Origin of the sequence: Kitasatospora sp. NPDC051914 (assembly GCF_040680995.1) — a bacterium.
Taxonomy (GTDB): domain Bacteria; phylum Actinomycetota; class Actinomycetes; order Streptomycetales; family Streptomycetaceae; genus Kitasatospora.
Genome location: NZ_JBFAXX010000117.1, coordinates 1 through 12,267, shown reverse-complemented (window position 1 = coordinate 12,267; position 12,267 = coordinate 1). Strand labels below are relative to the sequence as shown.

Below are 12,267 nucleotides of genomic sequence, written 5' to 3'. Positions count from 1 at the left end.
GTGGGTAGCCAGCCGCCCGCTGTTGGGCCGGGTGCCCGGCCCGGGATGCGCGGCCCCCCGGCCCCCCGCGGCTTGCGGCCGGGGGCCCGGGGGCGGACGGGCAGGACTGCCCGGGGCTCAGCGGCGCGGGAGCAGCCGCATCAGTGCGGCGCCCGCCATGGTCAGCGTGAACGCCGCCACGAGCAGGCCCATCGAGTTCACACCGGTGGCAGCGAGCGTCCCGGCCGTCCCGGCCGCACCCCAGGTGGGCAGCTGTCCGTACATGTCTTCCTCCTCTGGTCCGCCGGATGGCGGCACGTAATGAGCGGATTCCTTTCGAGCGATGGTGTGCCGGCTATGTCGCGCACCATCGCTGTTCTCTCTTCCATACGAACCTCCAGAGCGCTTGGACGTAGATGCAGTGCTGAATGACGTCGTAGACGAGTTCCACGACCAACGTGAGGGCCAGGAGGTGGGCGCGCCAGCCGGCCTTCCGCGCGGTGACGGCCTTCTCCAGGACGAAGACGAGCCCCACGCACGCCCAGAACATCGACAGCCTGGGCCAGCCGAAGAGCAGCGTGGTGAGCAGCATGTAGCCGAGGTACATGAACATGAACAGGACGGAGAGTCCCATCAGGAACTGGCGCAGGATGTACGGCGCCGTCACCCGCGTCCAGCCGTAGTCGCGCAGGTTCTCGAGCGCACCGCGCTGCCAGCGCAGGCGCTGCTGCCACAGCCGGGAGACGGTCGGCATCACCTCGGTCACCACCTCGCAGCCGGGCGGCGAGACCGTGCGGTATCCGAGGGTGCGGACGGCCTTGGTGATCTCGTCGTCCTCGGTCAGCGAGGACACCGAGTAGTAGCCGCTGCCGCCACCGAGCCGGCCGGAGCACCGGGCCCGGTGGATCTCGCGCAGGACGCCGGCCCGGAACAGGGTGGCGGTGCCGGTGAGGACTTCCGCCCGGTAGCGCTTGCGTGCGATCGAGGTGGCGTACCGGTGGAACTCGATCCGCTGCAGCAAGCCGAGCAGGCCGCCGCCGGGCTCGCCGTAGAAGATCCCGCCGACCCCGCCGACGGCCTCGGTGGAGGCGTCGACCGCGGCCCGCAGGAAGCCGGGGTTGAGGGTGGTGTCGGCGTCCTGGACGAGGACCAGGTCGGTGTCGGCCAGCTCGGGTTCGAGGCGGGCGAGGGCCTGGTTGAGCGCACCGGCCTTCTTGTCCCGGTTGTCCGCGGTGCTCATGACCTCGGCACCGAGCACCGCGGCGACCAGGGCCGTGTCGTCGGTGCAGTTGTCGCAGACCACCACCGTCCGGTCGGGGGCGGGGGACTGTCGCTGCAGGGCCGCGAGGGCCGCTCCGATCCGCTGCGCCTCGTTGTGCGCGGGGATCAGGGCGACAATCAACGGCTCCCGGTCGGTCGCGCCCCGCCGGGCTGGGACCGGCTCGGCAAGGATGTTCATCGGGCCCCGATCGCACGGTTCGGACGGATGGGCCGGCGGCCGCGGTCGGTCACCGGATTTTGAGATTAGATGCCGGGTCCCTGACTGGAAACCGGCGGAATGTCCGAGTTCTCACAGTTCACCCGCACAGGCCAACCCCGGTGCCCCGACCGGCCGAGAGCATGCGAACTCCGGTGCGGTGCCACACGGACGACGGCGTGGCGCCGCCCGGAGCGGGAACTGACGGCTGGTTATCGTGACGGCAGATCGACGACCGACCGGGTCGGCGACCGGCACGAGAGCAGGCGGCGCACATGGCGTTTCCGCGGTCCCGTGGCCCTCTGCTCGGGGTGCTGCTGATGCAGGCGGTCCTGACGCTGGGTCTGGCGAACTCGGCCCCCGAGGACGAGGCAGCCCACCTCTACGGCGGCCACCGGCTGCTGGACCATTTCTCCGCCGGCTTGCCGCTCAACGACGACTACGACGCCCGCCTCGCCGGACTGCCCTACCTCCACCCGCTGCTCGCCGCCTGGATCGACGGCGCCGGCGGGCTCACCGCCGCCCGCGCGCTCGGCCTGCTCTGCACCCTCACGGCGACCTGGCTGCTCCACTCCACCGTGGCCCGGCTCCTCGAGGAACGGGCGGCGTTCTTCGCCGCAGCCCTGCTGGGGCTGTCCGCCCCCGTCCTATGCGCCGGCAACCTCGCCACCCCCACGGCGCCCGCGCTGGCCCTGCTCGCCGCCTCGTTCCACTGCTCCGTCCGCTCGGCCGACCGGGAGAGCGCCTCCGCCGCCGCCCCGGTCCTCGCCTTCCTCGCGATCGCGCTCGCCTATCAGTCCTGGCTGTTCGCACTGCCCCTGGCCGCCGCCGAGGCGGCACTCGCAGCCCGGCTGCTCGGGCCTCGCAGGGCGGTACGCCGCGGGGCCCTGTTCCTCGTGCAGACCGCCGTACCGACCGCGGGCGTGCTCTTCCTGACCGCGCTGTACGACGGGAACAGCGTCCTGCGGGGCATCGCCGGAACGCTCACCCGGAGCGGGGACGAATCAGCCGCACAGATCGCCGCCCGGGCCGTGGACTGCGCGGGCGCCGTCCTGTTGCTCGCCCTGGTGGGTACCGTGCTGTACGCCCGCGGGGCCGACCCGGGGCACGGCCGCTCCCCCGCCGTCCGGGCCCTGCTCGGCGCAGCACTGACCGGGGGCCCGTTCCTCGCCCTGCTCACCGCCCTGTGGCGGCACAGTGCCGAATCCCTGGAGACCAGCAGCGCCTTCGGGCTCCTGCTGGCCGCACCGGCCGCGGGCCTGCTGCTGGCCCGGACCTCACAGCGGGGCGCCCGCTCGGCCGCGGCCGCCGTGGCCCTGCTCGCCGCCACCGCCGCCACCGCCGGCTGGGTCTCCCAGCAGCTGTTCACCCGCTGGCCCGACACCCGGCCGGTGATGGCATACCTGCAGCCGCAGACCGGCCCGGCCGAGACCATCCTCACCGACACGGCCGCCGTGCCCCGCTACTACCTCTACCCGGCACCGGCGCACACCGCGGTCATCAGTACTGCGGCCGTCCCCCCGCCCCCCGCCCCCGACGGGCAGCCGCCCACCAGTGCCGACTCCTGCCGGCAGGCCATCGAGGACCACCGATTCACCCGCATCGTCCTGGGTGGCGGCTCCCCCGACCAGGATCGCCGCCTGGCCGCCCTCCTCGCCCCGAACGGCTACCGCCCCACCCGCACCTTCCCCTTCCGCAACACCGCCTACAGCACCGTCCCCTTCGCATTCCCCCGGGCCACCGGCACCTTCACCGTCTGGGAACGGACCTGACCCGGCTGCCGCACCGGTGGCGGGATCGGCTCCACCCGCAGGCGGACTTCCGACCCGGGCGGCCGTGGGTCCGTCCCCTCCGCCCGGCATCGGAATCACTCGCCCGGGCCGGTGTCGCGTCCCGCCTTCACCATTCCGAGGAGGGGGACCGCCAGCACGCCCGCCAGGAGCGGCAGCCGCCACCACCAGCCCGGCCCCACCGCCAGCACCGGCACCATCGCGAACACGACCAGGGACGACAGCAGTGCCGTCGTCCACACCAAGCGTCCTCGGCTCCGGGCGGACTTCAGGCGCGTCCAGGCCACCAGCCACATGACCGCCAGCAGCAGCGCCAGCCCGGAGTACAGCAGCCCCACGAGTTGCACCAGGGCAGGACCCACCAGGTCGTCCTGGTCGAGGGCGCCCGCCGGGGTGGTGTCCATGGCCGGCGCGGCCGCCCCGACCCCCGTCGCCACGACCAGCCAGTACCCGGCCTGCCCCAACGCCCATAGCCGTTCCGCCACTTCACCCCTCCGCCACCCGACCGACGGTGATCGTAGCGGTGCCCCGGAGCGGCGGTGTCACCAGTCCGACTCGGCGATGACGGGCAGCCCGGCCGCGAGCATCCGCGCCACCACCAGTTCGGCCAACTCCTCGTTGCAGATCGGCCAGACCATCGGACGGTCACCGGTCCGCACCGGCAAGTACGCCCCTTCACCGACCTCCAACAGGGCATAACTGTCGCGCTGCGTCGTCCACATGGGCTCATAGCTGCTGAGATCGAACTCGGGCACCGGCACACACCTCCAACAGGGCAACACGTTGATCTTCGCATCACGTGGGACGCCCGAAAACGCCCCTCGGGCCGGCGGAGTGTCTCCGCCGGCCCGAGGGGCGTTGCGCCGTCCCGGACTGCGATTACAGCACCTGCAGGTTCTTCCGCAGCTCGAACGGGGTGACCTCGGAGCGGTACTCCTCCCACTCCTGGCGCTTGTTGCGCAGGAACTGACGATGCTCCGTGCCGACCTGCGACCCCGCCTAGCCAACCAGCTCTGTCCTGCTGTGGAACCGTCTGCACCTGTCGGCGGTGTCGGCCTGGGCCAGCCTGCCACGGCCCACAGACGGCCCGGGGCTGGACCCCTGCTTTGCAAGGATTGGCTTGGGTCATCGTCCTGACCTGGCCGCGAGCGGGCCTGGGATGTCGGTCGGCTGTCAGCGGGGACAGCGACCTGTCGGTGGGATGTGAGTGGCTTCCGGGACCGTAGGAACCGGGCGTGGCCCGCTGTGAATGTGCGGGCCAGCCCACCTCCAGACCACTCCGAGCTTCCGGGAGCCCGCCATGCCCTCCGCACCCCAGGTCCCGCAGTGGGACGTCCACCGGCTGCCTCGCGCCGAGGGAAAGAGCTTTCTGGTCACCGGCGGCAACGCGGGTATCGGGTATTTCGTCGCCGAGCAGCTCGCCGGCACCGGGGCCACGGTCGTTCTCGGTAGCCGCGACATGGCAAAGGCCGAAGCCGCGATCGCTTCCATCGGCTCGCACATCCCCGGCGCCAAGGTGAAGCATGTGCCCCTGGATCTGGCCGATCTCGCTTCGCTCAAGGCTTCCGTGGACGCGCTCGGGCTGGACCGCCTCGATGCGGTCGTCCACAACGCCGGCGTGGCGCTCGACCATCCACTGCGCCGCGAAACCGCGGACGGCCACGAGCTGATGTTCGCAACCAACCACTTGGGGCACTTCGTGCTGACCCACCACCTGGCCCCCCTGCTCACGGCGACCCCGGGGAGCCGGATCCTCACCACCGGCAGCTTCGCCGCCAAGTCCGAACGCCTGGACCTCGACGATCTCCAGAGCACGCACGAGTACCAGCCCAAACGCTCCTATTCACGCTCCAAGCTGGCCCAGATGCTCTTCGCTCTTGAACTCGACCGCCGCCTGCGTGCCGCCGGCAGCACGACGCTGAGCGTGCTCGTCCATCCCGGTGGCGCACTCGACTCCCTCACTCCTTCGCGCCCGCCATTCCATGTCCGAACCACCGGCAAGCGACTGAGCCACCTACCGCTCGGCCTTCTCGTCCAGGGCAAGGACGCTGCCGCATGGCCCGCTGTCCGGGCCGTGCTCGACCCGAGCGTGCACGGCGGCCAGATGTTGAGTCCCCGAGCGTTCGGGCTTCGCGGTACGCCCAGGATCGAACCCCTCTGGAACCACCTCGCCGACACCACGACCGCGGCGCGTCTATGGGCGGCCAGCTGCGACTTGACCGGCAACGACCTGACGTTCACCACACCGACAAGGTTCGGTGAGACCGAAGGCCCGGCGACTGGGCGCGGCGAAGCAGACACCTCGACCGGATGAGATCGGACCCGCGATCAAGATCGTTTGACAGACGGTCAAGATCTCGTGACGCAGGACAGCTGTCACACTGCTGGGTCCCACCGCCCCGGCGAGTGCGAGCAGATTTACAGCCTGCTCCGCGTTCCGACGACAGACGGCACTTGACCTGCACCGAAGCAATGGTCGAGCGACTCTAGCGGCATCATGGTCCGTGACTGGTCCGGACCACGTCCTTTGCCAGCCGGAAACCTCACCAGCCGGCCTGCGTCAAGGACGCTGTAACACCCCCTGGACGTTACAGCCGGTCAACCGAGGCGCCATGTCACAACTTCGGGCCGTCACTGCCCTGTCACTGCCATTGCCCCAGGTCAACGAACGTGCCACCAGCCCTAAACGGACCGGTGCAAGAAGGGAGGACAGGAGAGCAGGCTGACCGGCGGGGTGTTCCCTCAACGTGCTGCCGAGGCGGGGACGGCGTTACGGTCGGAGTGCGGAGCACCCCTGCGAGGCGGGGAGGCCACAATGCTCGAACAGGCGTTGATCGCGCTGGCCATGTCCGGCGGCACGACGGTGGTGCAGGCCGCAGGCACGGACGCATGGGCCGGGCTGAGACGAGCAGTGGCGCGCTGGTCAGGCCGGGGTGACACACAGCGCGAACAGGCGGAACTGGAGCGCCTGGATCAGACCGCGACTGCCCTGCAAACGGCCAGGCCAGGCGAGGTGGAGCAGGCTCGGATCCGCCAGGAAGCATTCCGCACATCCTCGGTGCCAAGTTCGGGATCGGCCCGGCGGCCCCCGCCGTGTACGCCTACTTCGCTGCAAAGGTGACCTTCCGTCAGCATGCCGAGCGCTGGTTGGAGTCGCAGACCACGGACCACAACACCGGTCGTCCGTCGATGCGCAGATCCGCCGACACGCGATCCCGTACCTCGGCATCCGGCCGCTGGACTCCTTCCAGCCGTCGCACATCCGGGAATGGCTCAGGGAGTTGGAGAAGGCGGTACCTGCGTCCTCGTACCGGCGGGTCATCTTCTGGCTGGCATCTTCGAGGCTCACCTCGCCGCGTTCCCACCCGAGACCGTAACGCTGCCCTGGCTGACGCCCGACGGCCCGCCGGTGACCAAGCGCTGCTGTTCTCGCGCGAGCAGGGCGGCGCCGTGCGGCGGAGCGACTTCAACACCTACGCGTGGAAGCCCGCGCTCGTGATCGCGGGTGTGATCCCTCCCCCGGAGAAGTGGGGTCGCTTCCGGGCGTCGAGGGAGGACGGCATGCACGCGCTGCGGCACTTCTACGCCTCGGTGCTGCTCGACTCCGGCGAGAGCGTCAAGGCGCTCAGCGGGTACCTCGGGCACACCGACCCCGGGTTCACGCTCCGGGTCTACACGCACCTGATGCCGAGCAGTGACGGCCGTACCCGCCGGGCCGTCGACGCGCTCTACGACGCCCTCGGATGGGCCGCCGCTCCGCAACCCCGCGGCCCAGGGACGGCCCAGGAAGGACAAAACCCCTGAAAACGCCCCTCGGGCCGACGGATCCCATCCGTCGACCCGAGGGGCTTCGTGCGTTCTGTACCGCTCTGACCTGCGATTACAGCACCTGCAGGTTCTTCCGCAGCTCGAACGGGGTGACCTCGGAGCGGTACTCCTCCCACTCCTGGCGCTTGTTGCGCAGGAAGAAGTCGAAGACGTGCTCGCCGAGGGTCTCGGCGACGAGTTCGCTGCGCTGCATGAGGTCGATGGCCTCGCCGAGGTTCTGCGGCATGGGCTGGATGCCCAGGGCGCGGCGCTCGGCGTCGGAGAGGGCCCACACGTCGTCGTCGGCGCCGGACGGGAGTTCGTAGCCCTCCTCGATGCCCTTGAGGCCGGCGGCGAGGGTGACGGCGTAGGCGAGGTAGGGGTTGCAGCCGGTGTCGAGGGAGCGGACCTCGACCCGGGTGGAGCCCTGCTTGCCGGGCTTGTACATGGGGACGCGGATCAGCGCGGAGCGGTTGTTGTGGCCCCAGCAGATGTACGAGGGGGCCTCGCCGCCGGCGCCCGCGGTGCGCTGCGAGCCTCCCCAGATGCGCTTGTAGGAGTTGACCCACTGGTTGGTGACGGCGGCGGTCTCGGCGGCGTGCTTGAGCAGGCCGGCGATGAAGGAGCGGCCGACCTTGGACAGCTGGTACTCGGCGCCGGACTCGTGGAAGGCGTTGCGGTCGCCCTCGAAGAGGGAGACGTGGGTGTGCATGCCGGAGCCGGGGTGGTCGGAGAACGGCTTGGGCATGAAGCTGGCGTGCACGCCCTGCTCCAGCGCGACCTCCTTCATGACCAGGCGGAAGGTCATGATGTTGTCGGCGGTGGAGAGCGCGTCGGCGTACCGGAGGTCGATCTCCTGCTGGCCGGGGGCGCCCTCGTGGTGGGAGAACTCCACCGAGATGCCCATGGACTCGAGCATGGTGATCGCCTGGCGGCGGAAGTCGTGGCCGACGCCGCGCGGGGTGTGGTCGAAGTAGCCGGACTGGTCGGCCGGGATCGGCGGGGTGCCGTCGCCCGGGAGGTTCTTCAGCAGGAAGAACTCGATCTCCGGGTGGGTGTAGAAGGTGAAGCCCAGGCCGGAGGCCTTCTCCAGGGTGCGCTTGAGCACGTACCGCGGGTCGGCGAAGGACGGGGAGCCGTCCGGCATGAGGATGTCGCAGAACATGCGCGCGGTGCCGGGGGTCTCGGAGCGCCACGGCAGTATCTGGAACGTGGTCGGGTCCGGCTTGGCGATCATGTCGGATTCGTAGACGCGGGCGAAGCCCTCGATCGCCGAGCCGTCGAAGCCGATGCCTTCCTCGAAGGCCTGCTCCAGCTCGGCGGGCGCGACTGCGACCGACTTGAGGAACCCGAGGACGTCGGTGAACCACAGCCGGACAAAACGGATGTCACGCTCCTCGAGCGTGCGAAGCACGAACTCCTGCTGCTTGCCCATGGGGACAGTCTCACCTCTGCTCTTTACGTCCGTGTTACGCCCGGCGGCGGCGGGGCTGTGGCCGGAGCGGCACGTGGTCCCGCGACCGATCCCATCATGGCGGATCATCGCCCCTCGTCCACCCCCGGGCGACCGCCGACCGCCGTTGTCGCCGGCTCGGGGGTGCACAGCTGCCCCGAGGGGCACCCCCCGCGACATAACGTCAGTTAGACGATTACACTCGGGGCCATGCCGAATCTCCGTCTCGCCCTGTGCCAGATCGACCCCTGGGTCGGTGACATCGCCCGCAACGGCGACGAGGTGGTGCGCTGGACCAGGCAGGCCGTCGAGGCCGGTGCCGGGCTGGTCGCCTTCCCCGAGATGGCCCTGACCGGATACCCGGTCGAGGACCTCGCCCTGCGCAGTTCCTTCGTCGAGGCGTCCCGCACCGCCCTGGTCGAGCTCGCCGCCCGGCTGGCGGCCGAGGGCCTGGGCGAGGTGCCCGTCGTGGTCGGCTACCTCGGCCGCTCCGAGCACGACTCCGCGCGCCTGCACCGCCCGGCGGGCTCCCCGCAGAACTGCGCCGCCGTACTGCACCGCGGCGCGGTGGTGAACCGCTTCGCCAAGCACTACCTGCCCAACTACGGCGTCTTCGACGAGTACCGCTACTTCGTCCCCGGCGACCAGCTGGTGGTGCTGAACCTGCACGGCGTCGACGTGGCGCTCGCGATCTGCGAGGACATCTGGCAGGACGGCGGCCGGGCGACGGCCGCGGGCGAGGTCGGGGCCGGCCTGCTGCTGGTGGTCAACGGCTCGCCGTACGAGCGGAACAAGGACGACGTCCGGCTGGAGCTGGTGCAGCGCCGGGCCGCCGAGGCCGGCTGCACGCTCGCCTACCTGAACATGGTCGGCGCCCAGGACGAGCTGGTCTTCGACGGCGACTCGGTGGTGGTCTCGGCCGGCGGCGAGGTGCTGGCCCGCGCCCCGCAGTTCGAGGAGAAGCTGCTGCTCACCGACCTGGAGCTGCCGGCGGCCTCCTCGGAGCACACCGACGGGCTGATCCTCACCGACGGCCTGCACCTGGTCCGCGTGGACCTGGGCGGTGAGGTGCTGCCGGCCCCGGCCGAGCCGGTCGCCGCCGAGATCGCGCCGCGGCTGGACGACGAGGCGGAGATCTACGCCGCCCTGGTCGAGGGCACCCGGGCGTACGTGCGCAAGAACGGCTTCAAGTCGGTGCTGATCGGCCTGTCCGGTGGCATCGACTCGGCGCTGGTCGCCGCGATCGCGGTGGACGCCGTCGGCGCGGAGAACGTGCACTGCATCTCGATGCCCAGCCAGTACTCCTCGGAGCACTCCAAGGACGACGCGGCCGAGCTGGCCCGCCGCACCGGCCTCAACTTCCGCACCGTACCGATCGCCCCGATGTTCGACGCCTACATGGGGTCGCTGGGGCTGACCGGCCTGGCGGAGGAGAACCTGCAGTCCCGGCTGCGCGGCACCCTGCTGATGGCGGTCTCCAACCAGGAGGGCCACATCGTCCTCGCGCCGGGCAACAAGAGCGAGCTGGCGGTGGGCTACTCGACGCTGTACGGCGACTCGGTGGGCGCGTACGGGCCCATCAAGGACGTCTACAAGTCGCTGATCTTCCGGCTGGCGAAGTGGCGCAACGAGGCGGCGGAGGCCCGCGGCGAAGTGCCCCCGATCCCGGAGAACACCATCAGCAAGCCGCCGTCCGCCGAGCTGCGGCCGGGCCAGGTCGACACCGACTCGCTGCCCGACTACGACCTGCTGGACACCGTCCTCGACCTGTACGTCGAGGGCGACCTGGGGCGGGACGCGATCGTCGCCAAGGGCTTCGCACCCGAGGTGGTGGACCGAATCGTCAGGCTGGTCGACACGGCCGAGTACAAGCGCCGCCAGTACCCGCCGGGTCCGAAGATCTCCCCCAAGGGCTTCGGCCGGGACCGCCGTCTGCCGATCACCAACCGCTGGCGCCGCGGCTGACCTGCCGGGGCACGTGGGTGGTCCGGTCAGGGTCACCCACGTGCGTCAGCCGAGGGAGGCCTGCCAGGTCCAGGAGGTGCGGCGGGGGCGGCCGGCGAGGGTTGCGCGGCCGGTGCACCAGAGCAGGACGGCGGCCGGCTCCCCGGGCGGGGCGTCGGGGAACAGCCGGGCCAGCACGGCGGCGCAGAGCTGGGTCGGCAGGTGCCACTCGGCGCCGAGGCCGCGGGTGATGTCCCAGGTGTGCAGCAGCGTCTCGGCGGTGCCCATGGCGGCGAAGCCGGACGGGTCGCAGGGACCCCAGTGCCAGGCGCGGGCCTCGGGTCCTGCGGCGGCGAGCGCCGCGGAGAGCAGTCCGCCGGCGGCCCGGACGACCTGCAGCACTTCGGCGATCGGTGTCCGCGGGCGGACGGTCAGGTCGAAGGGCAGGTAGCCGTCGCGGGGCCGGGCGGCGAGCTGGCCCGCGTAGGCGAGCAGGTCGTGGGCGATGTGCACGGCGGTCTCGCGGCACGTCCAGGTGAGGGGCCCGGCCTGGACCGACCAGTCGTCCTCCTCGTGGAGGACCAGCACGCCGAGCGCCTCGGTCAGCGCGCGGTCCACGTCTCGTCCGTCCATGCCTGTCATCGTCCCACGCGGGGCGGTGCCGGGACGGCCGCGCCGGGCCGCCGCGGCCGGTCAGTACACGTAGGTGGCGGTCAGCGCACGGTGGTCGCTGCCGTCGGCGGGCAGCACCTTGGAGTCGGTCGGCCTGAGCCCGCCCTTGCTGAGGATCTGGTCGATCCGGGCCATCGGGAAGGCGGACGGCCAGGAGAAGCCGAAGCCGTCGCCGGCGGCGCCCTGCGCGGAGCGCATCTGCGAGGTGATCGGGGCGAGACTGCGGTCGTTCATGGTGCCGTTGAGGTCGCCGAGCAGGATGACCTTCTTCAGCTGCTCGGCCTCGATGGCGTCGCCGAGCGCCTGGGCGCTGTGGTCGCGCCGGCCCGCGGTGAAGCCGCTCTCGGACTTGATCCGCACCGACGGCAGGTGGGCGACGTACACGGCGAGCGGGCCCGACGGGGTGGTGACCTGCGCGCGGAAGGCGCGGGTCCAGCCGATCCGGATGTCCACCTCGCGGACGTCCCCGATCGGGAAGGTCGACCAGAGGCCGACGGTGCCCCGCACCGCGTGGTACGGGTACTTGGCGGCCAGGCCTTCGGTGTAGGTGGGGACGGCGCTCGCGGCGAGCTCCTCCAGGGCGACGATCTCGGCGCCGGAGCCGTTGAGGAGCTTGACCGTGCCGGCGGTGTCGCTGTTGGCGGCCGCCACGTTGTGGGTGAGCACGGTGAAGTCTCCGCGGCCGCCGCCCTTGTCGCTGAGCAGGCCGCCGAAGAGGTTCAGCCAGACGATCGCGGGCAGCAGCACCGCGGTGAGCGCGGTCGCCGAGCGGCGCCACAGGCCGACCGCGATCAGCAGCGGGACGGCCAGGCCCAGCCAGGGCAGGAAGGTCTCCAGCAGGCTGCCGAGGTTGCCCCAGCGGTTGGGGACGACCGCGTGGAGGGCGAGCAGCAGTGCGGTGAGGACGGCGAAACCGGCGGTGACCCAGCCGCAGCGCGGGTCGAGCCAGCGGCGGAGGTCGAACCGGCGGCGGGGGCCCGTCGGTTCGGCCGGGCCTCCGCCCGCCGCTGCCACTGCCTCGTCCGCCTGCACCATGCGCCCCGCTCCTCCGCACCGGCGTCGTCGTGCCGCCGGGATGGTCCGTGCCCGTTCCGGCCGCGCCGGTCGGGGGGGGGGGGGCGGGCGGGGGGGAGGACCCGCCACCA

The 12,267-nt window shown here is 71.3% G+C and carries 11 protein-coding genes; 4 read left to right on the top strand and 7 right to left on the bottom strand.

What is annotated here, in order from left to right:
- Positions 1-117: 117 nt before the first annotated feature.
- The gene (locus tag AB0M03_RS38355) at positions 118-264 is read right to left on the bottom strand and encodes a hypothetical protein (protein ID WP_263105690.1); all 147 of its coding nucleotides are present in this window, start codon (positions 262-264) and stop codon (positions 118-120) included.
- 70 nt (positions 265-334) lie between these two features.
- Positions 335-1,381, bottom strand: coding sequence for a glycosyltransferase family 2 protein (locus AB0M03_RS38350; protein WP_363501017.1), 1,047 nt, complete (start codon positions 1,379-1,381; stop codon positions 335-337).
- 395 nt (positions 1,382-1,776) lie between these two features.
- Between AB0M03_RS38350 and AB0M03_RS38345 the strand changes: the two genes are divergently transcribed.
- Complete coding sequence (locus AB0M03_RS38345; RefSeq protein WP_363501014.1) at positions 1,777-3,228, top strand: glycosyltransferase family 39 protein; 1,452 nt, start codon at positions 1,777-1,779, stop codon at positions 3,226-3,228.
- Between the two features lie 95 nt (positions 3,229-3,323).
- On the opposite strand, the gene AB0M03_RS38340 is transcribed toward AB0M03_RS38345, so the two are convergent.
- Together AB0M03_RS38340 and AB0M03_RS38335 are read right to left on the bottom strand one after the other, a co-directional pair.
- Positions 3,324-3,731, bottom strand: a complete 408-nt coding sequence (locus AB0M03_RS38340; RefSeq protein ID WP_363501011.1) for a hypothetical protein — start codon at positions 3,729-3,731, stop codon at positions 3,324-3,326.
- A 57-nt stretch (positions 3,732-3,788) separates the two neighbouring features.
- On the bottom strand, positions 3,789-4,001 hold the full coding sequence (locus AB0M03_RS38335; protein ID WP_363501008.1) for a hypothetical protein: 213 nt from the start codon (positions 3,999-4,001) through the stop codon (positions 3,789-3,791).
- Between the two features lie 545 nt (positions 4,002-4,546).
- On the opposite strand from AB0M03_RS38335, the gene AB0M03_RS38330 reads away from it, so the two are divergent.
- Together AB0M03_RS38330 and AB0M03_RS38325 are read left to right on the top strand one after the other, a co-directional pair.
- Positions 4,547-5,560 (top strand): SDR family NAD(P)-dependent oxidoreductase, encoded by a 1,014-nt coding sequence (locus AB0M03_RS38330; protein ID WP_363501005.1) that lies wholly within the window; start codon positions 4,547-4,549, stop codon positions 5,558-5,560.
- A gap of 1,136 nt (positions 5,561-6,696) precedes the next feature.
- Positions 6,697-7,050 carry an integrase gene (locus tag AB0M03_RS38325; protein WP_363501002.1) on the top strand — a complete coding sequence of 118 codons (354 nt, stop codon included), beginning with the start codon at positions 6,697-6,699 and terminating at the stop codon, positions 7,048-7,050.
- Positions 7,051-7,126: 76 nt separating this feature from the next.
- Here the strand turns inward: AB0M03_RS38325 and glnA are convergent, their stop codons facing one another.
- Positions 7,127-8,488, bottom strand: a complete 1,362-nt coding sequence (glnA, locus tag AB0M03_RS38320) for a type I glutamate--ammonia ligase (protein WP_363500999.1) — start codon at positions 8,486-8,488, stop codon at positions 7,127-7,129.
- 228 nt (positions 8,489-8,716) lie between these two features.
- Between glnA and AB0M03_RS38315 the strand changes: the two genes are divergently transcribed.
- Complete coding sequence (locus tag AB0M03_RS38315; protein WP_363500996.1) at positions 8,717-10,471, top strand: NAD+ synthase; 1,755 nt, start codon at positions 8,717-8,719, stop codon at positions 10,469-10,471.
- A 45-nt stretch (positions 10,472-10,516) separates the two neighbouring features.
- Here AB0M03_RS38315 and AB0M03_RS38310 read toward each other — a convergent pair whose 3' ends face one another.
- Both AB0M03_RS38310 and AB0M03_RS38305 read right to left on the bottom strand, forming a co-directional pair.
- On the bottom strand, positions 10,517-11,083 hold the full coding sequence (locus AB0M03_RS38310; RefSeq protein ID WP_363500993.1) for a maleylpyruvate isomerase N-terminal domain-containing protein: 567 nt from the start codon (positions 11,081-11,083) through the stop codon (positions 10,517-10,519).
- A 60-nt stretch (positions 11,084-11,143) separates the two neighbouring features.
- A complete protein-coding gene (locus tag AB0M03_RS38305) occupies positions 11,144-12,157 on the bottom strand; it encodes an endonuclease/exonuclease/phosphatase family protein (protein ID WP_363500990.1) in 1,014 nt (337 codons plus the stop codon).
- Positions 12,158-12,267 lie beyond the last annotated feature (110 nt).

What these genes read in the sequence shown, in the direction of transcription:
- AB0M03_RS38355 (WP_263105690.1), bottom strand. Translation starts at nt 264, where the DNA reads ATGTACGGACAGCTGCCCACCTGGGGTGCGGCCGGGACGGCCGGGACG.
- AB0M03_RS38345 (WP_363501014.1), top strand. Translation starts at nt 1,777, where the DNA reads ATGCAGGCGGTCCTGACGCTGGGTCTGGCGAACTCGGCCCCCGAGGAC.
- AB0M03_RS38330 (WP_363501005.1), top strand. Translation starts at nt 4,547, where the DNA reads ATGCCCTCCGCACCCCAGGTCCCGCAGTGGGACGTCCACCGGCTGCCT.
- glnA (WP_363500999.1), bottom strand. Translation starts at nt 8,488, where the DNA reads ATGGGCAAGCAGCAGGAGTTCGTGCTTCGCACGCTCGAGGAGCGTGAC.
- AB0M03_RS38315 (WP_363500996.1), top strand. Translation starts at nt 8,717, where the DNA reads ATGCCGAATCTCCGTCTCGCCCTGTGCCAGATCGACCCCTGGGTCGGT.
- AB0M03_RS38310 (WP_363500993.1), bottom strand. Translation starts at nt 11,083, where the DNA reads ATGGACGGACGAGACGTGGACCGCGCGCTGACCGAGGCGCTCGGCGTG.
- AB0M03_RS38305 (WP_363500990.1), bottom strand. Translation starts at nt 12,157, where the DNA reads ATGGTGCAGGCGGACGAGGCAGTGGCAGCGGCGGGCGGAGGCCCGGCC.